The sequence below is a fragment of the Streptomyces sp. NPDC053560 genome, from assembly GCF_044544605.1.
Classification (GTDB): domain Bacteria; phylum Actinomycetota; class Actinomycetes; order Streptomycetales; family Streptomycetaceae; genus Streptomyces.
Genome location: NZ_JBITXI010000007.1, coordinates 343,994 through 366,786, shown reverse-complemented (window position 1 = coordinate 366,786; position 22,793 = coordinate 343,994). Strand labels below are relative to the sequence as shown.

The window sequence follows — 22,793 nt, the reverse complement described above, 5'->3', positions numbered from 1 at the left end:
CCGTCCCTGCGAAGGGGCCGGGGGCCTCGGTTCGAACGGTGCGGTTACGCCTTCGGCAGGCGCTCCAGCTGGGCGGTGATGCGGACGATGTCCGCCTCGGCGGTCTCCAGCCGGGTGCGGATCTTGTCCACGACCTTCTCGGGGGCCTTGGCGAGGAACGCTTCGTTGCCGAGCTTGGCGGTCGCCTGTGCCTTCTCCTTCTCGGCCGCGGCGAGGTCCTTGGCCAGGCGCTTGCGCTCGGCCTCGACGTCGATCGTGCCGGAGAGGTCCAGCGCGACGGTCGCCCCGGCCACCGGCAGCGACGCGGTGGCGGCGAAGTCCTCGCCGGCGGGCTGGAGGCGGAGCAGGGAGCGCATCGCGGCCTCGTGCGCCGCGAGCTCCGTGCCGGCCAGGTCCAGCCGGGCCGGGACCCGCTGGCCGGGCTGGAGGCCCTGGTCGGAGCGGAAGCGGCGGACCTCGGTGACGACCTGCTGGACCGTCTCGATCTCCTTTTCGGCGCTCGGGTCGCGGAAGCCGCTGTCCGAGGGCCAGTCGGCGATGACGACGGACTCCTTGCCGGTGAGCGTGGTCCAGAGCGTTTCGGTGACGAAGGGCACGACCGGGTGGAGGAGGCGCAGGGTGACGTCCAGGACCTCGCCGAGGACACGGGCCGAGACCTTGGCGCCCTCGCCGCCCGCCATGAAGGTGGTCTTGGACAGTTCGACGTACCAGTCGAAGACCTCGTCCCACGCGAAGTGGTAGAGGGCGTCGGAGAGCTTGGCGAACTGGTAGTCCTCGTAGTACGCGTCGACCTCGGCGACCACCGAGTTCAGGCGGGAGAGGATCCAGCGGTCGGTGGCGGACATCGCGGCGGCGTCCGGCAGCGGGCCCTCGACCGTGGCGCCGTTCATCAGCGCGAAGCGGGTGGCGTTCCAGATCTTGTTGGCGAAGTTGCGGGACGCCTGGACCCAGTCCTCGCCGATCGGCACGTCGACGCCCGGGTTCGCGCCGCGCGCCAGGGTGAAGCGCAGGGCGTCGGAGCCGTACTTGTCCATCCAGTCGAGCGGGTTGACGACGTTGCCGAAGGACTTCGACATCTTCTTGCCGTTCTCGTCCCGGACCATGCCGTGGAACGCGATCGTGCGGAAGGGGACGTCGTCCATGGCGTACAGGCCGAACATCATCATCCGGGCGACCCAGAAGAACATCAGGTCGTAGCCGGTGACCAGGACGGAGTTCGGATAGAACTTCTCCAGCGACTCGGTCCGCTCCGGCCAGCCGAGCGTGGAGAACGGCCACAGGCCCGAGGAGAACCAGGTGTCGAGGACGTCGGTGTCCTGGTGCCAGCCCTCACCGGTGGGCGCCTCGTCGTCCGGGCCGACGCAGACCATCTGGCCGTCGGGGCCGTGCCAGACGGGGATGCGGTGCCCCCACCACAGCTGGCGGGAGATGCACCAGTCGTTGAGGTTGTCGACCCAGTCGAAGTAGCGCTGGGTCATGTCGGCCGGGTGGATGGTGACGCGGCCGTCGCGGACGGCGTCACCGGCGGCCTTGGCGAGCGTCTCGACCTTGACCCACCACTGCATCGACAGCCGCGGCTCCAGCGTGGTCTTGCAGCGCGAGCAGTGGCCGACGGAGTGCACGTACGGGCGCTTCTCGGCGACGATCCGGCCGTCGGCGCGCAGGGCGGCGACGATCGCGGCACGGGCCTCGAAGCGGTCCAGGCCCTGGAAGGGGCCGGGGGTGGTGATGACGCCGCGCTCGTCCAGGACCTGGATGGTCTCCAGGTCGTGGCGCTGCCCGATGGCGAAGTCGTTCGGGTCGTGGGCGGGCGTCACCTTGACGGCGCCGGTGCCGAACTCGGGGTCGACGTGCGCGTCGGCGACGACCGGGATGGTGCGGTCGGTCAGCGGCAGCTTGATCCGCTTGCCGATGAGGTGCGCGTACCGCTCGTCCTCGGGGTGGACCGCGACGGCGGTGTCGCCGAGCATCGTCTCGGCACGGGTGGTGGCGACGACGATCGTCTCGTCGCCCTCGCCGTACTTCATGGAGACGAGCTCGCCGTCGTCGTCCTGGTAGTCGACCTCGATGTCGGAGATGGCCGTCAGACAGCGCGGGCACCAGTTGATGATGCGCTCGGCGCGGTAGATCAGGCCGTCGTCGTACATCTTCTTGAAGACGTTCTGGACGGCCTTGGACAGGCCCTCGTCCATGGTGAAGCGGTCGCGGGACCAGGCCAGGCCCTCACCGAGGCGGCTCATCTGCCCGGCGATCTGCCCGCCGGACTCGGCCTTCCACTGCCAGACCCGCTCGACGAACGCCTCGCGGCCCAGGTCGTGGCGGGACTTGCCCTCCTTGGCGAGCTCGCGCTCGACGACGTTCTGGGTGGCGATGCCGGCGTGGTCCATGCCCGGCTGCCACAGCGTCTCGTACCCCTGCATCCGCTTGCGGCGGGTGAGGGCGTCGATCAGCGTGTGCTCGAAGGCGTGGCCGAGGTGGAGGGAGCCCGTGACGTTCGGCGGGGGGATCACGATCGTGTACGGAGGCTTCTCGCTCTTGGCGTCGGCCTCGAAGTAACCGCGCTCTACCCAGCGCTCGTACAGCGGCCCCTCTACGTCGGCCGGCGCGTACTGGGTCGGCAGTTCGGTGGGGGTGCTGTTCGGCCCGGCATGGGGGCTCTGGTGAGTCGTCTCGGTCACGTCGCTCAGTGTACGGGCGCGGATGTAGCAGTCTCGAATCGGTTTGGCCCCCGGGGCACCGGTGGTGTCCGGAGTCGTACAGGATGTGAGCAACGCATAAAGCTCTCCGTTGTTCTGTTGTCACGAGGGGAAACCGCTCCATGAGTTACAACCAGCCGCCACCCGGCCCGTACGGGCAGCCCCCGCAGCCGGGCCCGTACGGGCAGCCGCAGCAGCCGCAGGGCCCGCAGCCGGGCTACGGCTACCCGCAGCAGGGCGGCCCGGTGCCCCCGCAGCAGGGATACGGCGGTCAGCCCCAAGCGCCGTACGGCCAGCCTCCGCAGCAGCCGTACGGACAGCCGCAGCAGCCGTACGGACAGCCGCAGACGCCCTACGGTCAGCCGCAGACGCCGTACGGGCAGCAGCCCGGCCAGTTCCCGCAGCAGGCCCCGTACGGCCAGCAGCAGCCGCAGTACGGCCAGGTGCCGCCCCAGCCGGAGAGCGGCGGTGGCGGCAACGGCAAGAAGATCGCGCTGATCATCGGTGCGGTCGTGGTCGTGGGCGCGATCGCGGGCGGTGCCGTCGCGGTCTTCGGCGGGGGCGGCGGCCTGGAGGACGACGGTCCGCACAAGCTCTCGACGCCAAGCCGGGCGGCCGGTTACTCGCTGGTGCCGGGCTCGGGCCGGACCTCCGCCGGCAAGGACGGCATGTCCAAGAACCTGCCGATGAAGGACCCGACATCGGTGCAGGGCGTCTACTCCCCCGGCGCGAACCCGAAGAACGGCCTGGTGCTGCAGGGCTCGTACGGGACGATGACCGACCCCGGTACGGCGCTGGACGCCTTCTTCCTGTACATGCAGAAGCAGACCGTGAAGAACGGCAGTGACGCCGATCTGGTCGGCACGCCCGAGGAGTTCACCCCCGAGGGCGGCGAGGGCGCGCTGGTGAAGTGCCAGATGGCGAAGGCCAAGGACCCGAAGCCGGGCGAGGTCTCCGAGCTGCCGATCTGCGCCTGGGCGGACTACAGCACCTTCGCCGTCGTCATGCCGGGCGAGAAGAACACGGCGCGTGAGCTGGACTCCGCCGCCGATCTGCTCGGCAAGGTCCGCAAGGACGTCCGCGTCAAGAAGTGACCTCGCGGGTCACACCCCCGGAGCGGTGACACGAAAAGGGGGCTCCCGGCATCTGCCGGGAGCCCCCTTCGTCGCTGTAAGCGTGCGGACTACGCACTCTTCTCGTGGTGCTCGCCCGACTCGCCGCCGCGGTTGCGCGGGACGAGCGTGGGATTCACGTTCGACTGAACAACGTCCTCGGTGATGACGACGCGGGCCACGTCCTTGCGGGACGGCACCTCGTACATCACCGACTGGAGGACCTCCTCCATGATGGCGCGCAGGCCACGGGCGCCCGTGCCGCGCAGGATCGCCTGATCGGCGATGGCCTCCAGCGCCGGACGGTCGAAGTCCAGCTCGACCCCGTCCAGTTCGAAGAGGCGCTGGTACTGCTTCACGAGCGCGTTCTTGGGCTCCATCAGGATCTGGAGGAGCGCCTCGCGGTCGAGGTTGTGGACCGAGGTGATCACGGGGAGGCGGCCGATGAACTCGGGGATCATCCCGAACTTCACCAGGTCCTCCGGCATGACCTCCTGGAACTGGTCCTTGGACTCGATCTCGCGCTTGGAGCGGATCGTCGCGCCGAAACCGATGCCCTTGGCGCCGGCCCGGGACTCGATGATCTTCTCCAGGCCCGCGAACGCGCCGCCCACGATGAACAGCACGTTCGTCGTGTCGATCTGGATGAATTCCTGGTGCGGGTGCTTGCGGCCGCCCTGCGGCGGAACCGAGGCGGTGGTGCCCTCCAGGATCTTCAGCAGCGCCTGCTGGACGCCCTCGCCGGAGACATCACGCGTGATCGAGGGGTTCTCGCTCTTGCGGGCGACCTTGTCGATCTCGTCGATGTAGATGATGCCCGTCTCGGCCTTCTTGACGTCGTAGTCGGCGGCCTGGATGAGCTTGAGGAGGATGTTCTCCACGTCCTCGCCGACGTACCCGGCCTCCGTCAGCGCCGTCGCGTCGGCGATGGCGAACGGGACGTTGAGCATCCGGGCGAGCGTCTGCGCGAGCAGCGTCTTGCCGGAGCCGGTCGGGCCGAGCAGCAGGATGTTGGACTTGGACAGCTCGATGCCCTCGTCGTTGCCGCGCGCGCCGCCGTTCTCGCCGGCCTGGACCCGTTTGTAGTGGTTGTAGACGGCTACCGAGAGTGCCTTCTTCGCGGCCTCCTGGCCTACGACGTAGCCCTCCAGGAACTCGTAGATCTCCCGGGGCTTGGGCAACTCCTCCCAGCGCACCTCGGAGGTCTCGGCGAGCTCCTCCTCGATGATTTCGTTGCAGAGGTCGATGCACTCGTCGCAGATATACACACCAGGACCCGCGATGAGCTTCTTCACCTGCTTCTGGCTCTTCCCGCAGAACGAGCACTTGAGCAGGTCGCCGCCGTCACCGATGCGTGCCACGAGGTGCTTCCCCTTCGCCTGGGATCCGCATTGCTCCTACGGACCCGGGTGCTTGCCTAATCGACGGTACCTTGCCGGGCCCCCGCTGCGGGCCCCCCTTGAACCGACTCGGCCGACTCGGTCCAAGGGGGAGCCACTCCGGCTCAAGTCGCGACCAGCGCGATCAATCGACCGGTCAAACGGAAACGGAACTCTTCCGGGTCGACACGATCTGGTCCACAAGACCGTACGCGAGGGACTCCTCGGCCGTCAGGATCTTGTCGCGCTCGATGTCGTCGCGGATCTTCTCGATCGGCGTGGTGGAGTGCTTGGCGAGCAGCTCCTCCAGCTGGGTCCGCATGCGCAGGATCTCGTTGGCGGCGATCTCCAGGTCGGAGACCTGACCGCGGCCCGTCTCGCTGTACGGCTGGTGGATCAGCACGCGGGCGTTGGGCAGCGCCATCCGCTTGCCGGGGGTGCCGGCGGCGAGCAGCACGGCCGCGGCGGAGGCCGCCTGGCCCATGCAGACCGTCTGGATGTCCGGCTTCACGAACTGCATCGTGTCGTAGATCGCGGTGAGCGCCGTGAAGGAGCCGCCGGGCGAGTTGATGTAGATGGAGATGTCGCGGTCGGGGTCCATCGACTCCAGGCACAGCAGCTGCGCCATGACGTCGTTGGCCGAGGCGTCGTCGATCTGCACGCCGAGGAAGATCACGCGCTCCTCGAAGAGCTTCGCGTACGGGTCGTACTCGCGCACGCCCTGCGAGGTGCGCTCCACGAAGCGCGGAACGATGTAACGCGACTCGGCCTGCGGGCCGGTGTACTGCGACTGGCCCGCGGACTCGGACATCGTCCGCTCGTACAGGCCGCTGCCGGGGAAGTTGTTCATCTGGGTGTTCACCGTCCTGGTGGCGATCAAGTGGGCTGGGTCGGCTGGGGGTGAGTCTCCGGCGCGTCAGGCGCCGGTGCCGCCCCCGCCCGGGACGCCGGCGGCGGAGCCCATGACGTCGTCGATGAGGCCGTACTCCTTGGCCTCGTCGGCGGAGAACCAGCGGTCGCGGTCGGAGTCGCGGGTGATCTGCTCGACGGTCTGGCCGGTGTGGAAGGCGGTCAGCTCCGCCATCCGCTTCTTGGTGTGCAGCAGCCGCTCGGCGTGGATCTTGATGTCCGACGCGGAGCCCGCCAGGCCCGCGGAGGGCTGGTGGATCAGGATCTCGGCGTTCGGCAGCGCGAAGCGCTTGCCGGGGGTGCCGGCGCTCAGCAGGAACTGGCCCATGGAGGCGGCCAGGCCCATGGCGATGGTGACCACGTCGTTCTTGATGTACTGCATGGTGTCGTAGATCGCCATGCCGGCCGTGATCGAGCCACCGGGAGAGTTGATGTAGAGGAAGATGTCCTTGTCCGGCTCCGCGGCCAGGAGGAGCAGCTGCGCGGTGATCTTGTTGGCGATGTCGTCGTCGACCGGCTGGCCGAGGAAGATGATCCGCTCGCCGAGCAGCCGGTTGTAGACCTGGTCGCCGAGGCCACCGAAGGTCGGCTCAGCGGCGGCGGAAGGCATCGGGATCGTCACGTGTCCACCTGCTCGTTGTCGGACGGCTTCGAGGACCGTCTCAGCGTCGTCTTCTGGGGCGCGGGACCCGGCGCCTCGTCGGCGCCCCCGGCGCGGTGTCGGAAAGTCCCCTGCCCACGTATCTACGGACCCTAACGCGCTGGTCGGCGGGCGCCATCCCGCATTGAGAACTGTTCGCTCTGAGCGCAGGTGCCCGGGGCGCTCCCGGGGCCGGCGGGAAGCGCGGATACACGACGGGCCCGGACACGCGGGTGCGTGTCCGGGCCCGTCGTCAGCGTGCTGTGCGGCCTGGTGCGGCCGCGGTCCCGGCCCTGGCGGGCCGGGCGGCGGACTCAGGCCTTGGTCTCGTCCTCGGCCTGCTCGTCCTTGGCCTCGGCGGCCTCGGCGGTGGCGTTCTCCACGGCCTCGACGGTCTCGGCGGTCTCGTCCTCGTCGTCCAGGTCGACGACCTCACCGTTGGTGTCCTTGACGGTGGCGGCCTCGACGACGACCGCGAGGGCCTTGCCGCGGGCGACCTCGCCGACGAGCATCGGCACCTGGCCACCCTCGACGACGGCCTGCGCGAACTGGTCGGGGGACATGCCGGAGGACTGCGCGCGGCGCATGAGGTGCTCGGTGAGCTCCTCCTGGCTGACGTTCAGCTTCTCCTTGTTGACCAGCTCGTCGAGGACGAACTGGGTACGGATGCCCTTCTCGGCCTGCTCCTTGGTCTCGGCGTCGAACTCTTCCTCGGTCTTGCCCTGGAACTCCAGGTACTTGGCGAGGTCGAGGCCCATCTGGCCGAGCTGGTGGTTCACGAGGTTGTGCTTGCGGGTCTCGATCTCGTCCGCGAGCAGCTTCTCGGGGATCGGGACCTCGACGAGCTTCAGCAGCTCCTCGAGGACCTTCTCCTGGGCCTGGGTGGCCTGGTCGTACTTCTTCGTCTGCGCAAGGCGCTTGCGGCTGTCGTCCTTGAGCTCGTCGAGCGTGTCGAACTCGCTGGCCAGCTGCGCGAAGTCATCGTCCAGCGCGGGCAGTTCCTTGGCCTTGACCTCGGTCACCTTGACCGAGACCTCGGCCTCCTTGCCCGCGGCGGAGCCGCCCTTGAGCTCGGAGGTGAAGGTGGCCTCGCCACCGGCCTCCAGGCCCTTGACGGCGTCGTCGATGCCGTCGAGCAGCTCGCCCGAGCCGATGGTGTAGCTGACGCCCTCGGCGACGCCGTCCTCCAGGACCTCGCCGTCGACCTTGGCCTGCAGGTCGATCGTCACGACGTCGCCCTCGGCGGCGGCGCGCTCGACGGCGGAGGTGGAGGCGAAGCGCTCACGGAGCTGCTCGACCGCCTTGTCGACGTCCTCGTCCGACACCTCGACGGCGTCGACCTCGACCTCGATACCGGAGTAGTCCGGGATCTCCAGGGCGGGGCGGATGTCCACCTCGGCGGTGAAGGCCAGCAGCTCGCCGTCCTTCAGCTCGGTGATGTCGACCTCGGGCTGGCCGAGGACGTTGAGCTCACCCTCGTTGACCGCCTCGGTGTAGAACTTCGGGAGCGCGTCGTTGACGGCCTCCTCCAGCACCGCACCGCGGCCGAACCGCTGGTCGATCACGCGGGCCGGGATCTTGCCCTGGCGGAAGCCCTTCACCGTGACCTGCTGGTTGATCTTCTTGTACGCCGCGTCGAGGCTGGGCTTGAGCTCCTCGAAGGGCACCTCGACAGTGAGCCGAACCCGGGTCGGGTTCAGGGTCTCCACGGCGCTCTTCACGGTTCGGTCTCCTTGGGGCTGACTTCTGGGGTTCTGCTGGAAGATCCCCCGGCCTTCGAGACGCTCGCGGCGTATCGGGCCCGGCGGATCGCGCCCGGGAGACCCGAAAAAGAGGCACACGGACGCGCAGCTTGCATAGTAACCGCAAGCACGACGCGCCCCACAATGCGATCTTGACAACACCCGTCCGCGCAGGCCGGGCGGTGGTTGATGCGATCATGGGGATGGCTGAAAGCCACATGATGGTCGGGGTGGCCGGATTCGAACCGACGACCTTCCGCTCCCAAAGCGGACGCGCTACCAAGCTGCGCCACACCCCGTCGGTGCGACACGTAGGGTACATGCCCGCAGGCCATGCGGCTGCCAGATATCCGAGGGGCGAGTGGGGTGTGCGGCGGACGGCCCGGACCCGCTACGATGCTCACCGTGCCGGAGCCGCTCCACGGTCCCCGGCGCATGCGGGCGTAGCTCAATGGTAGAGCCCTAGTCTTCCAAACTAGCTACGCGGGTTCGATTCCCGTCGCCCGCTCCACGACAGGAGGCCCGGTCGCGCGCAGGACGGCGCGGCCGGGCCTTCTGCGTATCCCGGGGTACGTGCCTGCTGGCTAGGGTGCGGGCATGGAGATCTGGGTGAACCCCGCGTGTTCGAAGTGCCGGTCCGCTGTGCAGCTGCTGGACGAGGAGGGCGCGCAGTACACCGTGCGCCGCTATCTGGAGGACCCGCCGAGCGCGGCGGAGCTGCGGGCGGTGCTGGACCGCCTGGGGCTGGAGCCGTGGGACATCACGCGCACCCAGGAGGCCGCGGCGAAGGAGCTGGGCCTGAAGGACTGGGAGCGGACGGCGGACGCCCGGGAACGCTGGATCGAGGCGCTGGCCGCGCACCCGAAGCTGATCCAGCGGCCGATCATCACCGCGGACGACGGCAGTGCCGTGGTGGGCCGCAGCGAGGAGTCCGTACGGGACGCGCTGGCCCGCGGCCGGAAGTGAGGCGCGGGCGGTGAAACGAGCGGCGCCGGGCCGCGGGGAGCCGGTCCGGTGCCTTGTTCGCGCTGCTCGAAAGCGGTTCGTCCGCTGATCGAAAGCGGTTCGCGCCCGTCAGAAGCTGATGTTGTTGATGGTGTCAGCGACTGAGGCGAAGAAACGGTTCACGGACGGGGCTATGCCGGTGGCCGCGAGGAAGAAGCCGAAGAGAACGGCGACGAGCGCGGGCCCCCACTTCAGCGACTTGTTGCGGAGCAGCACGATCAGAATGATCGCCAACAGCACCACCACAGACAGGGAAAGTTCCACAACTGATCACACCCTTGGTCGGAACGCCACACCGGCCCTGGAAGCATGCAGCCGTGCATACCCCCGCCGGCACCCATCGTGCCACCAACTGTCTTCCCGGTGGAGATGAGTGACGAATCATCGGCCAAGGCTTTACGCACTTCGGGGCGGCCACGTCTTCCGGACAGCTCTGCCCGCCGGCCCGCGCCAAGTAATTGAACGAGGCGGTTCCGGCCGCCGATTCGGCCTGATCATTTCCGTCGGCCGGCACCGGGTGCGACGGGTATACCCACTTCACGCGCGGTAATTCGAATTCCGGAAAGCCGTTCCCGTGAGAAGCGCCACGCGAGCGGAACGTCACACAGCGGGACATTCCCTCCGGGCCGCCCCCGAGGCATATGGACCGCTAAAGCGGGATGTTCCCCCACAGAACGGGCATGAATGGGCCCGGCCGGAGAACGGCCGGATCTTCCCGCCTGCCTGCGATCTCCGCGGGTAGCAGCAGAAATACCCGAGCGCCAAGAAGACGGTTTTACGCAATCTCCGGTCCCCCACTAAGGTGCCTCAGATGTTCCACGGCGACCAGCGAAGTCCGCTCCCCCCGGCCAAGGAAACGCCCGCCGCAGCCGCGCCTGCAGAGAAGCCACCGGGCTCCCCCGCGGCGCCGGCCGGCTCCGTCCTGACGGAGTCCGCACCGGCCGCGCCGGAGAAGCCGAAGAAGAAGGAACGCGATCCCTTCTTCGACAACGCGAAGTACCTGGCGATCGTGCTCGTGGCCATGGGCCACGTCTGGGAGCCCCTGACCGACGGCAGCCGTGCCGCCGAGGCGCTCTACATGGTCGTCTACACCTTCCACATGCCGGCGTTCATCATCGTCTCCGGCTACTTCTCGCGCAGCTTCGACATGCGCAAGGACCGGCTCCAGCGGCTGATCACGGGCGTCGCCGTGCCGTACGTGCTCTTCGAGGTGGCGTACAGCCTCTTCAAGCGCTGGGCCGACGACGACCCGGGCCACCCGATCAGCCTGCTGGACCCGTGGTTCCTGACCTGGTTCCTGGTCGCGCTGTTCGTCTGGCGGCTGACCACGCCGCTGTGGAAGATCGTGCGCTGGCCCGTCCCGCTGGCCCTGGCCATCGCGATGCTGGCCTCGATCTCGCCGGACATCGGGGACGACCTGGACCTCCAGCGGGTCCTGCAGTTCCTGCCGTTCTTCGTCATCGGGCTCTTCATGAAGCCCGAGCACTTCCAGTGGGCGCAGCGCCGGGCAGTGAAGTGGGCCTCGCTCCCGATCTTCGCCGCCGCGGTGGTGACGGCGTACTGGGCGGCGCCCCGGATGACGTCGGCGTGGTTCTACCACCGCGACAGCGCGCAGGAGCTGGGCGCGCCGTGGTGGTCCGGGCTGGTCATGACGCTGGCCATGTTCGGCTGCTCGGCGGTGCTGGTGACCTGCTTCTTCGCGTGGGTGCCGAAGCGGCGTACGTGGTTCACGGTGCTGGGCGCGGGCACGCTGTACGGCTACCTGCTGCACGGCTTCCTGGCGAAGGGCTCGCGCTTCTGGGGCTGGTTCGACGACTACCAGTGGCTGCACACGCCGCTGGGTGAGATCGCGGTGACGGTGATCGCGGCCGTGGTGGTCACCGCGCTGTGCACACCACCGGTGCAGCGGGCCTTCCGCTGGGCGATGGAGCCGAAGATGAACTGGGCGTTCAAGCGGGACCCGGCCGACACGGCGCGGGCGCGCGGCACGGCGGCGTAGCCGGCACCCGGCGGGCAGGGAGCGTCCCGCCCGGGTGCGGACCGTCAGGGCGCGGGAGCGGCAGTGATGCCGCCCCGCGCCTTTCGCGTTTCCGGCGCCCGCGGGAAGCCCCGGCGGAGCAGGTCGGGACCCCTCCAGAGATCGTTTGGTAAACTAATTACATACGTTCTTTTGACCATCCCTTGACTCTTGCCCGAGCCCCACCCGAACCCTGGAGGAGCCATCGGACACGCGGAGACCCTTCTCGCCATGGGCGGTGCCTTCCTGGCCGCCGCCGTCCTCGCCCGCCTCGGCGGCCGCATCGGCCTGCCGACCATTCCCCTCTTCATCCTGGCCGGCATCCTGCTCGGCCCGAACACCCCCGGTTACGTCCTCGTCTCCGATCCGCACGATCTGGAGATGCTCTCGCTGCTCGGCCTGGTACTGCTGCTCTTCTACCTGGGCCTCGAATTCCACATGGACGACCTCAAGACCGGCGGCCGCAAGATGGCGCTGGCCGGCGGCGCGTACCTCGCGCTGAACGTCGGCGCGGGCCTCGGCTTCGGCTTCGCGCTGGGCTGGGGCACCTCGGAGGCGCTGGTGCTGGCCGGTGTGCTCGGCATCTCGTCCTCGGCCATCGTCACCAAGGTCCTGGTGGACCTGGGCCGGCTCGGCAATCCCGAGACCCGGCCGATCCTCGGCATCATCGTGGTCGAGGACATCTTCCTCGCCCTCTACCTGGCCGCCCTGCAGCCGGTGATCTCCGGTGCCGACTCGATGGCCTCCGCCGCGGTCGACGCCGGCAAGGCCTTCGGCTTCCTGCTGCTGCTCGCCGCGGCAGCCCGCTGGGGCACCAAGCTGGTCGGCCGGCTGATCGCCACCCGCGACAACGAACTCCTCGTGATCTCCTTCCTCGGCGCCGCCGTACTGGTGGCGGGCATCTCGGAGGTGTTCGGGGTCGCCGACGCGATCGGCGCGTTCATGGTCGGCCTGATGCTCGGCAGCACCAGCTCCGGCGAGCGCATACGCGAGCTGGTGCATCCGCTGCGGGACGCCTTCGGCGCGATCTTCTTCTTCGCCTTCGGCCTGTCCATCGACCCGGGCGACCTGCCCACCGTGCTCTGGCCGGTGCTGATCGCGGTGGCGGTGACCCTGCTGATGAACGTCCTCGCCGGGCTCGTCGCCGCCCGCATCTACCGCTTCGGGACGCGGCCCGCGGCCAACATCGCGACCTCGCTGCTGGCCCGCGGCGAGTTCGCGCTGATCCTCGCGACGATGGCCGCGACGGCCGGCCTGGACGACCGGCTGTCGCCGTTCATCGCCGGGTACGTCCTGATCCTCGCGGTACTGGGCCCGCTGGCGGCGGGGCGCGCCGGCTGGCTGGCACGGATCCTGCCGGGGCGCGCGGCACCGCGTACGGAGAAACCGGCGGAGGCCGAGCCGGTGGCGGCCGGGTAGGTCGCCCGGCACAGGCGCGGGCTCGTCCGGGTCCGCGCCGTTCCCTGGCCGGGCATCCGGCGTTCACGGATCGGGCAGCCGGGCGCACGCACGCCCGCGCCGTTCCCGGGTCGGGTATCCGGGCCCGCGCCGGCCCCCGGGCCCGCCGCGCCGGAAAGCGCGGCGCGGGCGGTCAGTCCCGGCTGATCAGGAGCAGCGCGCGGTCGTCGTGCACGTCCTTGGCGACCGCCTCGATCAGATGCCAGGCGGCACCGGTGAAGCCGGCGGTCACATAGCGGTCGGCCTCACCGGTGAGGCGGTCGATGCCCTCGGCGATGTCCCGGTCGGAGGCCTCGACCAGCCCGTCGGTGAAGAGCATCAGCACGTCACCCGGGCGCAGCGTGCCCTTGATCGGGTCGAACTGGACGCCGTCCATGATGCCCAGCAGCGGCCCCTCCGCCGCCTTCTCCTCCCAGCGGCCGCTGCCCGCGCTCAGCTGGAGGGCGGGCGGATGCCCCGCGGAGAACAGTTCGTAGTCCCCGGACTCCAGGTCCAGTACGAGGTGGATGGCGGTCGCGAAGCCCTCGCTCCAGTCCTGGCGGAGCAGATAGCCGTTGGCCGCCGGCAGGAAGCCGTGCGGCGGCAGCGAGCCGAGCAGACCGCCGAACGCGCCCGACAGCAGCAGCGCCCGGGAGGCGGCGTCCATGCCCTTGCCGGAGACGTCGGTGAGGACGACCTCCAGGATGTGGCCGCCGTGGGTGCGCGAGGCGACGACGAAGTCGCCGGAGAAGGACTGGCCGCCGGCCGGCCGCAGCGACATCTCGCGGTGCCAGCCGCGCGGCAGCTGCGGCAGCGCGCTCTGGACCCTGATGCGCTCGCGCAGGTCGAAGAGCATCGTGCCGCCGCGCCGCCACGGCACGCCCACCCGGCTGCGGAACTGCGCGATCAGCAGCCCGAAGAGGCCCACCGCCGCGACCACCAGGACCGTGCCGGGCGTGATCCGGTCCGGGCCCCGCTCGTACGGGCCGAGCGCCGCGGCCTCCACGATCAGCGCCACCGCCGCGGTGCCGTACAGGGCCAGCAGGCTGGAGGGGCGGAGCAGCAGGCCGCCCGCGACGATCGGGAGGACCAGGGCGGTGGGCGCGAACCAGTCGGGGCGCCAGATCGTGCAGGCCGCGAGGAGCGGCACGGAGATCAGCAGGGCCACCAGCGCGACCCAGTCGGAGCCGTCGCCGCGGAAGTAGTCGACCATGGCCTTGCGCACGCCGATGCGAACCCGGTGCATCGCCTTGCGCACCCGGGCCGTCAGGGTCTCCGCTGCCGCGCCGCTCGCCATTTGCCCGTGACCATATCCACCCCTTTGGCGGCGCGTCGATTCGCGGCACGCCGCCCGCGGCAATTGCCGGGAAAACGTGTTCGAAATCCAGTCGCGTCCGCGAGCCGGAGCCTGCTACGCATGACGTATGACGACACAGGTACGGACATTGCGGGCAGCCGAGTGGGACGGCTGGTACGCCAAGTTGGAGCGGGCGTTCGGCGGGGTTCCCGAGTCCTCCGAGGAGCGCGGGCTCTTCCGGGACCTCACCGAGGTGGACCGGTCGCTCGGCGTGTGGGACGGGACCGAAGTCGTGGGCACGGCCGGGGCTTTCAGCTTCCGGGTGACCGTGCCGGGCGGAGCGTCGGTCCCCGCGGCCGGCGTGACGATGGTCAGCGTGCAGGCGACGCACCGGCGGCGCGGACTGCTGACCGAAATGATGCGGCATCAGCTCGACGACGTACGCCGCCGTGCGGAGCCGCTCGCCATTCTGACTGCGTCCGAACCGGTGATCTACGGCCGGTTCGGATACGGCGTGGCCACCCGCCAGGCCACGCTGCAGGTCGAGACGGAACGGGTCGCACTGACGCTCCCGGACGGCACGGACGACGTAAGCCTGCGGATCGTGCCGCCCGCCGAGGCGGTGGCCGACTGCGAACGGGTGTACGCGCAGCTCGTCGCCGGCCGCCCCGGGATGCTCGCCCGGCAGCCGGGCTGGGAGCGACTGCCGGTGCTGGACCCGCCCGGCGACCGGGAGGGCTCGGGGGAACTGCTGTGCGTGCTGGCGGAGGTCGCCGGCGAGGTGCGGGGGTACGCGCGGTACGCGGTCAAGCCGGAGTGGGGCGGGAGCGGCCCGGAGGGCACGGTGCAGCTGCGCGACATGGAAGCGCTGGACCCGGTCGTCCGTGCGGCGCTCTGGCGCTACCTGCTCTCCATCGACCTGACCTCCAGCCTGGTCTCCCACAACCGCCCGCTGGACGACCCGCTGCTGCACATGGTGTCCGACCTGCGCCGGTGCGGAGTGCGGGTGCGGGAGGGGCTGTTCCTGCGTCCGGTGGAGGTGGGCGCGGCGCTGGCGGGGCGTACGTACGCGGCGCCGGTGGACGTCGTCCTCGACGTCCGGGACGCCTTCTGTCCGTGGAACGAGGGGCGGTGGCGGCTGTCCGGTGACGCGAAGGGCGCGTCCTGCGAGCGGACCACGGACGCTGCCGACCTGGCGCTGTCCGTGCGGGAGCTGGGCGCGGTGTACCTCGGGGACACCCCGCTGAGCGCGCTGGCGGCGGCGGGCCGCGTGACGGAGCTCCGCCCGGGCGCCCTGGCCGAGGCCTCGGCGGCCTTCGGCTCGGACATCACACCGTGGCTGCCGCACGGATTCTGACAAATCAAGCCCGTCCTGGGGCACCTCCCAGCGGTGGCTGGGGGAGGCTGAGGACCGGGTTCCCGGGCGGAGCCCCGTACAGGGCGCCTGCACCCGGGAGCCGGACGGGCGGGCGCGTCAGCGCGTCTGGCACCCCGGACACCAGAACAGGTTCCGCCCGCCGAGGCCCGTCGTTCGGATGTCTGCCCCGCAGACATGGCACGGCTGCTGCGCGCGGCGGTAGACGTACACCTCGCCGCCGTGGTCGTCCACGCGCGGCGGCCGGCCCATGGCCTCGGGCTCGTGCTCGGGGCGCACGGTGTCGATGCGGTTGTTGCGGACGCCCTCACGCATGAGGACGACCAGGTCCGACCAGATCGCGTCCCATTCCGAACGCCGCAGATCGCGGCCTAGGCGGTACGGGTCGATTCCGTGCCGGAAGAGGACCTCGGCGCGGTAGACATTGCCGACGCCGGCGATGACCTTCTGGTCCATCAGCAGCGCGGCCACGCTCGTCCGGCTGCGCGAGATCCGCCGCCAGGCCGGCTCCCCGTCGTCGTCCGCGCGCAGCGGGTCGGGGCCGAGCCGGTCGTGCACCGCCTGCTTGTCGGCGTCCGTGAGCAGCGCGCAGGCGGTGGGCCCGCGCAGGTCGGCGTAGTGCCCGTCGTTCAGCAGCCGCAGCCGCACCGTGTCGGTGGGCGGCGGCGCCGGTGCCGCACCGAAGCCGAGCTTGCCGAAGAGGCCGAGGTGGACATGGACCCAGCCGGCGCCGTCGAAGCCCAGAAAGAGGTGCTTGCCGTGCGCCTCGGCGGCCGTCAGCACCTGGCCGTCGACCAGCGCGGCGCCGTCGGCGAACTTGCCCTGCGGGCTGCTCGCGCGCACAGGCCGGCCGCCGAACCTCTCGAAGTGGTCGGCGGCCAGCCGGTGGATCGTGTGCCCCTCGGGCATCTGCGATCAGTCCTGTCCTGCGGGTCAGCCCTGCTGCGGGTGGTGCGCCGGGATCGGGGGCAGCTCGCCGGTGGTCTCGTACGCCGAGAGCATCTCGATCCGGCGGGTGTGCCGCTCCTCGTCGCTGTACGGCGTGGCGAGGAAGGCCTCGATGAACTTGGTGGCCTCGTCCTGGCTGTGCATCCGGCCGCCGACGGAGATCACGTTGGCGTTGTTGTGCTCACGCCCGAGCTTGGCGGTCTCCTCGCTCCAGGCCAGCACGGCCCGTACGCCCTTCACCTTGTTGGCGGCGATCTGCTCGCCGTTGCCCGAGCCGCCGATCACGACGCCGAGGCTCTGCGGGTCGGCGGCGGTCTTCTCCGCGGCCCGGAGGCAGAAGGGCGGGTAGTCGTCCTGGGCGTCGTAGATGTGCGGGCCACAGTCGACGGGCTCGTGGCCATGGGCCTTCAGCCACTCGACGAGGTGGTTCTTCAGTTCGAAACCGGCATGATCGGAGCCGAGGTACACGCGCATGCGATGAGTGTGACACGGCGGGGTGGGGGTAAGTGCCGTTGGGTCTCCCTACGAGTACACCAGGGGAAACGCCCGCGTTACGTCTCGCACATGAGTTCGTCGTACAAACACACGAAGTCGTTAACGATACGGATTCGGGGCTTCCCCTCCGAGCACCCCGGACGTTCTCATCCAGGGGCTCGACACATCCGTGAACCACACAAGGACGGTGCACATGGGCGCGCACCCGCCGACCACGACCGCCGAGCGGACCACCGGTGACCCCGGTGACGGCCGGTCGCCGGAGGGCCTGCAGGCAGGACTCAAGAACCGCCATCTGTCGATGATCGCCATTGGCGGAGTGATCGGCGCCGGACTCTTCGTCGGCTCCGGTGCCGGCATCGCGGCCGCCGGCCCCGGCATCCTCATCTCCTACGCGCTGACCGGCCTGCTGGTCGTCCTCGTGATGCGGATGCTCGGCGAGATGGCCGCCGCCTCCCCCACCTCCGGCTCCTTCTCCACCTACGCGGACCGCGCGCTGGGCCGCTGGGCCGGCTTCACCATCGGCTGGCTGTACTGGTTCTTCTGGTCCGTGGTGCTGGCCGTCGAAGCCACCGCGGCGGCCGCCATCCTCACCCACTGGGTCCCGGACGTCCCGCAGTGGGCCTGGGCGCTGCTGGTGATGATCGTGCTGACCGGTACGAACCTGATATCCGTCGGCTCCTTCGGCGAGTTCGAGTTCTGGTTCGCCGGCATCAAGGTCGCCGCGATCGTGATCTTCATCGTGGCGGGCGCGCTGGCGGTCTTCGGACTGCCGCCGGGCGACGAGGCCGTGGGCCTGTCGAACCTCACCGGCCAGGGCGGCTTCCTGCCGAACGGGCCGGGCGCGATCCTCTCCGGCATGCTGCTGGTCGTCTTCTCGTTCATGGGCAGCGAGATCGTCACCCTCGCCGCCAGCGAGTCGCCCAACCCGGTACAGGCCGTCCGCAAGGCCACCAACAGCGTCATCTGGCGTATCGCGATCTTCTACCTGGGCTCCATCGCGGTGATCGTCTCCCTGCTGCCGTGGGACGACAAGGCGGTAGAGGCCAGCCCCTACGTCGCCGTCCTGCAGTCGCTGGACATCCCGTACGCGGGCACCGTCATGGACGTCGTCGTCCTCACGGCCGTGCTCTCCTGCCTGAACTCCGGCCTCTACACCGCGTCCCGCATGGCCTTCTCGCTCGGCGAGCGGGGCGACGCGCCGAAGTCCTTCACCCGCGTCAACAAGGGCGGCGTCCCCGCGGTCTCCATCTGGGCCTCGGTCGCCTTCGGGTTCATCGCGGTGATCTTCAGCTACACCTCGAAGGACACGATCTTCCAGTTCCTGCTGAACTCCTCGGGCGCTGTCGCGCTGTTCGTGTGGCTGGTCATCTGCTTCTCGCAGCTGCGGATGCGCCGCACCATCGAGCGGGAGACGCCGGAGCGGCTGACCGTCCGGATGTGGCTGTACCCGTACCTGACGTACGCCACGATCACGCTGATCCTCTTCGTCGTCGGCTACATGTTCTACGACAAGGAGGGCCGCCAGCAGATGATCATGTCCGTGCTCGTCGGCCTGCTGGTCCTGGCCATCGGTCTCTACCGCGACCGCCGCAGGTCCCGCGCCTGAGCCGCCGGACGGCGCCACGAACGGCACGGGCCCCGCACCTCCAAAAGGGAGGTGCGGGGCCCGCCGCGTACGGCCGGGGTTCAGCCCCGGCGGCCCGCCAGCTTCCACGCCGCCGGCAGCGCGCCCATCGCGAGTACCGCCTTCAGCGCGTCACCGATCAGGAACGGCACCAGACCCGCGACGACCGCCTCGCCCATCGACATGCCGGTGGACAGGGCCAGGTACGGCACGCCGATCGCGTAGATCAGGGCCTCGCCGACCAGCATCGTGCCGGCCGTCCGCAGCAGCCCGCGGTCCCCGCCGCGCCGGGCCAGCGCGCCGACGGCCGTCACGGCCAGCAGCATGCCGAGCACGTAGCCGAAGGAGGCGCCGCCCGCACCGGACTGCGCGCCCGCGAACCACGGCACGCCGGCCATGCCGACCAGCGCGTACAGGGCGAGGGAGAGGAAACCGCGGCCCGCGCCGAGCGAGGCACCGACGAGCAGCGCGGCGAAGGTCTGGCCGGTCACCGGGACCGGGGAGCCCGGGACCGGTACGGCGATCTGGGCGGCGACGCCGGTGAGCGCGGCGCCGCCGACGACCAGCGCGGCGTCGCGGACGCGGGCGCGCGGGGCGGTGACGGCGGGCAGCAGGTCGGCGAGGACGGCGCCCGGGCGGACGGAAGCGGCGGCAAGGCTCATCGGAACTCCGCTGGGTGGGAATCGAACAGGGACGCATCGAACTTAGACCAGTCAAGGCCGGGCGATCATCGTGCGGCGCCGACAAACGCGTCACACCGGGCTTTGGATGCTTCCGCACTCGGCGCACGTCCGCGTCCGGGCCGGACGACCGGCGGTTTCTCCAGGTCACGTGATGCTCGTCACGACCGACGGGCCGATCGTGCGGGCATTTTGTGCTAGTGCGGCCCGGCCGGAGACACTGTGGGGTCCCCCCAACGTCTCCTGTGAGAGTACGAGCGCATGCACGACGCACCCCCCACCTCCGGCACCGGCCCGACCGGTGGCGCGGACAGCGGCGAACCCCTGTCCGGCGGACTGAAGCAGCGCCACCTGACCATGCTGGGCCTGGGCGGCGTGATCGGCGCGGGCCTGTTCGTGGGATCCGGCGCCGGCATCAAGGTGGCGGGTCCGGGCATCGCGCTGTCGTATCTGATCGCGGGCGCGCTGGCGATGCTGATCATGCGGATGCTGGGCGAGATGTCCTCGGCGATGCCCGCCTCGGGCGCGTTCTCGGTGCACGCGGAGCGGGCGCTGGGCCGCTGGGCGGGGTTCAGCGTGGGCTGGCTGTACTGGTTCATGCTCGTGGTCGTGCTCGCCGTCGAGGCGACCGGCGCGGCGCAGATCGCCAACGGCTGGGTGCCCGCGGTCCCGCAGTGGGGCTGGGTGCTGATCTTCATGCTGTTCTTCACGGGGGCCAACCTCGCCGCGGTCCGCAACTTCGGCGAGTTCGAGTTCTGGTTCGCCACGCTCAAGGTCGGGGCGATCGTGCTCTTCCTCGTCCTGGGCCTGCTGGCGATCTTCGGGGTGCTGCCGGGGTCCGGCGCGTACGACGGGGACCCGGTGGGCCTTGCGCATCTGACCGGCGACGGCGGCTTCCTGCCCAACGGCTGGTCCGGGGTGGTCTCCGGGGTGCTGGCCGTGGTGTTCGCGTTCGGCGGCCTGGAGGTCGTGACCATCGCGGCGGCGGAGTCCGACGACCCGGCGCGCGCGGTGGGCCGGGCGGTGCGCAGCGCGGTCTGGCGGATCCTCCTCTTCTACGTCGGCTCGATGCTGGTCATCGTCACGCTGCTGCCCTGGTCCTCGATCGAGCCGGGCAAGAGCCCGTACGTCGCGGTGCTGGACCGGCTGGGCGTGCCGGGCGCGGGCCAGATCATGAACGTGGTCGTCTTCGTGGCGCTGCTGTCGGCCCTGAACGCCAACCTCTACGGCTCCTCGCGGATGGTGTTCTCGCTGGCCGAGCGGGGCGAGGCGCCGCGCGGGCTGCTGAAGGTGTCGGGCGGCGGGGTGCCGCGCCGGGCCGTGCTGGCCTCGGTCACCTTCGGCTTCATCTCGGTTCTGCTCAATCTCAAGTGGCCGGATTCGGTCTTCCTGTATCTGCTCAACGCGGTGGGTGCGGTACTGCTCTTCGTCTGGGGCCTGATCGCCGTCTCGCAGCTGCGGCTGCGCCGCCGGATCGAGCGCGAGGCGCCCGAGAAGCTCACCCTCCGTATGTGGGGATTCCCCTGGCTCACGTGGGTGGCGCTGGCCGCCATGGCGGCCGTGATCGTGCTGATGCTCTTCGACGCGGGGGCCCGTCCGCAGCTGCTGTGGTCGGCCGGGGCCACCGTGCTGGTGCTGCTGGTCGCGGGCGGGCGCGAGCTCCGCGACCGGCGCCGCGGGTGAGACGCCGGTCACCCTCTGTCGCTGTCGATCACGCCTCGGGCGCGGTCGGTCACGATTCAGTCTGAATATCGAACAACCAGCGCACGAGTGTTGTCCTGAGCGGACACCTTGCCCAAACTGAGCGGGCTCATCGGATCCGCCTCAGCTCCGCTCTCACATTACGGGACAGGTACGACCATGAATCGGACACCTTCGTCCACCGCGCCCGAGCGCGAGCCGGCCGACCGGGCCGCAGGCGCCGGACCGGACAACGGCACCTCGCTGTCCAACGGGCTCAAGCAGCGCCACCTTTCGATGATCGCGCTGGGCGGCGTGATCGGCGCCGGCCTCTTCGTCGGCTCCGGCGCGGGCATCGCCGCGGCCGGCCCCTCCATCGTCATCGCGTACGCGATATCCGGCTGCCTGGTCATGCTCGTCATGCGCATGCTGGGCGAGATGGCCGCGGCCAACCCGGCCTCCGGCTCCTTCTCCGTGCACGCCGAGCGGTCCATCGGTCCCTGGGCCGGCTTCACCGCGGGCTGGATGTTCACCGCCCTGCTCTGCGTGGCCGTAGCCGCCGAGGCGCTGGGCGCGGCCGACATCATGGTGGGCTGGTTCCCCGGCACCGAGCCGTGGATGTGGGTCCTCCTCTTCATGGTGATCTTCTGCGCGACCAACCTCGCCGCGGTCGGCAACTTCGGTGAGTTCGAGTTCTGGTTCGCCACCCTCAAGGTCGCCGCGATCGGCATCTTCCTGGTCCTCGGCCTGCTCGCCATCTTCGGCGTGCTGCCCGGCACGGACGCGCCCGGCGCCTCGCACCTCACCGGCGACGGCGGCTTCCTGCCCAAGGGCGTGGACGGCCTGATGGTCGGCCTGCTCGCCTCGGTCTTCGCGTACGGCGGCCTGGAGACGGTGACCATCGCGGCCGCCGAGTCCAAGGACCCGGTGCGCGGCGTGGCGAGCGCCGTGCGTACCGCGATGTGGCGCATCGCCCTCTTCTACGTCGGCTCGATGGCGATCATCGTGACCGTCATCCCGTGGAGCGCGCCGGAGATCACCAAGACCGGCCCGTACGTCGCGGTGCTGGACTACCTGAAGATCCCCGCGGCCGGCCAGATCATGAACGTGGTCATCCTGATCGCCCTGCTCTCCGCGATGAACGCCAACATCTACGGCTCCTCCCGGATGGCGTACTCGCTCACCGCCCGCGGCCAGGGCCCGCGCTTCCTGTCCAAGGTGAGCAATGGCGTGCCGCGGCGCGCGGTGCTGCTCTGCTCGGTCTTCGGCTTCTTCACCGTGGTGCTCAGCATCGTGTGGCCGGACACCGTCTTCCAGTGGCTGCTGAACATGGTCGGCGCGGCCGTCCTGGTGGTCTGGGGCTTCATCTCCGTCGCGCAGCTGCGGATGCGCCGCCGGCTGGAGCGGGAGGCGCCGGAGCGGCTGGTCGTGCGGATGTGGGCGTTCCCGTTCCTCACCTGGGTGGCGCTGGCCGGCATCGCGGTGGTGCTGCTGCTGATGCTGCGGGACGAGGCCCAGCGCATCCAGCTGTACTTCACGGGCGGCTTCGCGGTGGCGCTGACCGCGATCGGGCTCGTGCGGCAGAAGCTGACCGCCCGCGACTGAACCGCGACCCCTTTCCTGATCCTGCGAGGCGGGGGGGGGGGGGGGGGGGGGGGGGGGCGCCCCCCCCCCCCCCGCGGGGCCGCCCGCCCCCCCCCCCCCCCCGCCCCGCCCCGCCCCCCCGGACGCGGGGCGGGTCATAGAGTAAAAAA

At 70.1% G+C, this 22,793-nt stretch carries 18 protein-coding genes and 2 tRNA genes; 9 read left to right on the top strand and 11 right to left on the bottom strand.

Annotation, left to right across the window (positions count from 1 at the left end):
- Positions 1 to 44: 44 nt before the first annotated feature.
- Positions 45 to 2,678: a valine--tRNA ligase gene (locus ACIGQF_RS19390; protein ID WP_399711531.1), complete on the bottom strand. Its 2,634-nt coding sequence runs from the start codon at positions 2,676 to 2,678 to the stop codon at positions 45 to 47.
- A 140-nt stretch (positions 2,679 to 2,818) separates the two neighbouring features.
- Between ACIGQF_RS19390 and ACIGQF_RS19385 the strand changes: the two genes are divergently transcribed.
- Positions 2,819 to 3,790 (top strand): hypothetical protein, encoded by a 972-nt coding sequence (locus ACIGQF_RS19385; protein WP_399711529.1) that lies wholly within the window; start codon positions 2,819 to 2,821, stop codon positions 3,788 to 3,790.
- 89 nt (positions 3,791 to 3,879) lie between these two features.
- On the opposite strand, the gene clpX is transcribed toward ACIGQF_RS19385, so the two are convergent.
- The 5 genes from clpX to ACIGQF_RS19360 all read right to left on the bottom strand — a co-directional run bounded on the left by clpX (position 3,880) and on the right by ACIGQF_RS19360 (position 8,777).
- A complete protein-coding gene (gene clpX, locus ACIGQF_RS19380; protein ID WP_052866896.1) occupies positions 3,880 to 5,169 on the bottom strand; it encodes an ATP-dependent Clp protease ATP-binding subunit ClpX in 1,290 nt (429 codons plus the stop codon).
- Positions 5,170 to 5,344: 175 nt separating this feature from the next.
- The gene (locus ACIGQF_RS19375; RefSeq protein WP_030614811.1) at positions 5,345 to 6,037 is read right to left on the bottom strand and encodes an ATP-dependent Clp protease proteolytic subunit; all 693 of its coding nucleotides are present in this window, start codon (positions 6,035 to 6,037) and stop codon (positions 5,345 to 5,347) included.
- Between the two features lie 66 nt (positions 6,038 to 6,103).
- Complete coding sequence (locus ACIGQF_RS19370; RefSeq protein ID WP_030614813.1) at positions 6,104 to 6,706, bottom strand: ATP-dependent Clp protease proteolytic subunit; 603 nt, start codon at positions 6,704 to 6,706, stop codon at positions 6,104 to 6,106.
- A 344-nt stretch (positions 6,707 to 7,050) separates the two neighbouring features.
- Positions 7,051 to 8,457 (bottom strand): trigger factor, encoded by a 1,407-nt coding sequence (gene tig, locus ACIGQF_RS19365; protein WP_399711526.1) that lies wholly within the window; start codon positions 8,455 to 8,457, stop codon positions 7,051 to 7,053.
- Positions 8,458 to 8,700: 243 nt separating this feature from the next.
- A tRNA-Pro gene (locus ACIGQF_RS19360) sits at positions 8,701 to 8,777 on the bottom strand.
- A 138-nt stretch (positions 8,778 to 8,915) separates the two neighbouring features.
- Here ACIGQF_RS19360 and ACIGQF_RS19355 point away from each other — a divergent pair.
- A tRNA-Gly gene (locus ACIGQF_RS19355) sits at positions 8,916 to 8,989 on the top strand.
- A gap of 86 nt (positions 8,990 to 9,075) precedes the next feature.
- Positions 9,076 to 9,444: an arsenate reductase family protein gene (locus ACIGQF_RS19350; protein WP_052866898.1), complete on the top strand. Its 369-nt coding sequence runs from the start codon at positions 9,076 to 9,078 to the stop codon at positions 9,442 to 9,444.
- A gap of 108 nt (positions 9,445 to 9,552) precedes the next feature.
- On the opposite strand, the gene ACIGQF_RS19345 is transcribed toward ACIGQF_RS19350, so the two are convergent.
- Positions 9,553 to 9,747, bottom strand: a complete 195-nt coding sequence (locus ACIGQF_RS19345; RefSeq protein ID WP_361557684.1) for a hypothetical protein — start codon at positions 9,745 to 9,747, stop codon at positions 9,553 to 9,555.
- A gap of 547 nt (positions 9,748 to 10,294) precedes the next feature.
- Between ACIGQF_RS19345 and ACIGQF_RS19340 the strand changes: the two genes are divergently transcribed.
- Positions 10,295 to 11,482 carry an acyltransferase family protein gene (locus ACIGQF_RS19340; protein ID WP_399711523.1) on the top strand — a complete coding sequence of 396 codons (1,188 nt, stop codon included), beginning with the start codon at positions 10,295 to 10,297 and terminating at the stop codon, positions 11,480 to 11,482.
- Positions 11,483 to 11,731: 249 nt separating this feature from the next.
- A complete protein-coding gene (locus tag ACIGQF_RS19335; protein WP_399711521.1) occupies positions 11,732 to 12,919 on the top strand; it encodes a cation:proton antiporter in 1,188 nt (395 codons plus the stop codon).
- 172 nt (positions 12,920 to 13,091) lie between these two features.
- On the opposite strand, the gene ACIGQF_RS19330 is transcribed toward ACIGQF_RS19335, so the two are convergent.
- A complete protein-coding gene (locus tag ACIGQF_RS19330) occupies positions 13,092 to 14,234 on the bottom strand; it encodes a PP2C family protein-serine/threonine phosphatase (protein ID WP_399711519.1) in 1,143 nt (380 codons plus the stop codon).
- Between the two features lie 127 nt (positions 14,235 to 14,361).
- Between ACIGQF_RS19330 and ACIGQF_RS19325 the strand changes: the two genes are divergently transcribed.
- Positions 14,362 to 15,591: a GNAT family N-acetyltransferase gene (locus tag ACIGQF_RS19325; protein ID WP_399711517.1), complete on the top strand. Its 1,230-nt coding sequence runs from the start codon at positions 14,362 to 14,364 to the stop codon at positions 15,589 to 15,591.
- A gap of 117 nt (positions 15,592 to 15,708) precedes the next feature.
- Here ACIGQF_RS19325 and ACIGQF_RS19320 read toward each other — a convergent pair whose 3' ends face one another.
- Both ACIGQF_RS19320 and ACIGQF_RS19315 read right to left on the bottom strand, forming a co-directional pair.
- Positions 15,709 to 16,518, bottom strand: coding sequence for an Fpg/Nei family DNA glycosylase (locus ACIGQF_RS19320; protein WP_399711515.1), 810 nt, complete (start codon positions 16,516 to 16,518; stop codon positions 15,709 to 15,711).
- Between the two features lie 24 nt (positions 16,519 to 16,542).
- Positions 16,543 to 17,031: a ribose-5-phosphate isomerase gene (locus ACIGQF_RS19315; protein WP_361557701.1), complete on the bottom strand. Its 489-nt coding sequence runs from the start codon at positions 17,029 to 17,031 to the stop codon at positions 16,543 to 16,545.
- A gap of 214 nt (positions 17,032 to 17,245) precedes the next feature.
- Between ACIGQF_RS19315 and ACIGQF_RS19310 the strand changes: the two genes are divergently transcribed.
- Positions 17,246 to 18,661: an amino acid permease gene (locus ACIGQF_RS19310; RefSeq protein ID WP_399711512.1), complete on the top strand. Its 1,416-nt coding sequence runs from the start codon at positions 17,246 to 17,248 to the stop codon at positions 18,659 to 18,661.
- Positions 18,662 to 18,741: 80 nt separating this feature from the next.
- Here ACIGQF_RS19310 and ACIGQF_RS19305 read toward each other — a convergent pair whose 3' ends face one another.
- On the bottom strand, positions 18,742 to 19,341 hold the full coding sequence (locus ACIGQF_RS19305) for a biotin transporter BioY (protein WP_399711510.1): 600 nt from the start codon (positions 19,339 to 19,341) through the stop codon (positions 18,742 to 18,744).
- Positions 19,342 to 19,620: 279 nt separating this feature from the next.
- On the opposite strand from ACIGQF_RS19305, the gene ACIGQF_RS19300 reads away from it, so the two are divergent.
- Both ACIGQF_RS19300 and ACIGQF_RS19295 read left to right on the top strand, forming a co-directional pair.
- Positions 19,621 to 21,042 carry an amino acid permease gene (locus tag ACIGQF_RS19300; protein WP_399711508.1) on the top strand — a complete coding sequence of 474 codons (1,422 nt, stop codon included), beginning with the start codon at positions 19,621 to 19,623 and terminating at the stop codon, positions 21,040 to 21,042.
- Between the two features lie 177 nt (positions 21,043 to 21,219).
- Entirely contained in the window at positions 21,220 to 22,644 is a 1,425-nt protein-coding gene (locus ACIGQF_RS19295; protein WP_399711506.1) for an amino acid permease, read from the top strand.
- Positions 22,645 to 22,793 lie beyond the last annotated feature (149 nt).

Bases quoted from the DNA above. Each gene is read 5' to 3' on its own strand.
- ACIGQF_RS19295 (WP_399711506.1), top strand. From the start codon at position 21,220: ATGAATCGGACACCTTCGTCCACCGCGCCCGAGCGCGAGCCGGCCGAC.
- ACIGQF_RS19325 (WP_399711517.1), top strand. From the start codon at position 14,362: ATGACGACACAGGTACGGACATTGCGGGCAGCCGAGTGGGACGGCTGG.
- ACIGQF_RS19330 (WP_399711519.1), bottom strand. From the start codon at position 14,234: ATGGCGAGCGGCGCGGCAGCGGAGACCCTGACGGCCCGGGTGCGCAAG.
- ACIGQF_RS19375 (WP_030614811.1), bottom strand. From the start codon at position 6,037: ATGAACAACTTCCCCGGCAGCGGCCTGTACGAGCGGACGATGTCCGAG.
- ACIGQF_RS19320 (WP_399711515.1), bottom strand. From the start codon at position 16,518: ATGCCCGAGGGGCACACGATCCACCGGCTGGCCGCCGACCACTTCGAG.
- ACIGQF_RS19335 (WP_399711521.1), top strand. From the start codon at position 11,732: ATGGGCGGTGCCTTCCTGGCCGCCGCCGTCCTCGCCCGCCTCGGCGGC.
- ACIGQF_RS19300 (WP_399711508.1), top strand. From the start codon at position 19,621: ATGCACGACGCACCCCCCACCTCCGGCACCGGCCCGACCGGTGGCGCG.
- ACIGQF_RS19350 (WP_052866898.1), top strand. From the start codon at position 9,076: ATGGAGATCTGGGTGAACCCCGCGTGTTCGAAGTGCCGGTCCGCTGTG.
- ACIGQF_RS19310 (WP_399711512.1), top strand. From the start codon at position 17,246: ATGGGCGCGCACCCGCCGACCACGACCGCCGAGCGGACCACCGGTGAC.
- ACIGQF_RS19315 (WP_361557701.1), bottom strand. From the start codon at position 17,031: ATGCGCGTGTACCTCGGCTCCGATCATGCCGGTTTCGAACTGAAGAAC.
- ACIGQF_RS19370 (WP_030614813.1), bottom strand. From the start codon at position 6,706: ATGCCTTCCGCCGCCGCTGAGCCGACCTTCGGTGGCCTCGGCGACCAG.
- ACIGQF_RS19385 (WP_399711529.1), top strand. From the start codon at position 2,819: ATGAGTTACAACCAGCCGCCACCCGGCCCGTACGGGCAGCCCCCGCAG.
- ACIGQF_RS19305 (WP_399711510.1), bottom strand. From the start codon at position 19,341: ATGAGCCTTGCCGCCGCTTCCGTCCGCCCGGGCGCCGTCCTCGCCGAC.
- ACIGQF_RS19340 (WP_399711523.1), top strand. From the start codon at position 10,295: ATGTTCCACGGCGACCAGCGAAGTCCGCTCCCCCCGGCCAAGGAAACG.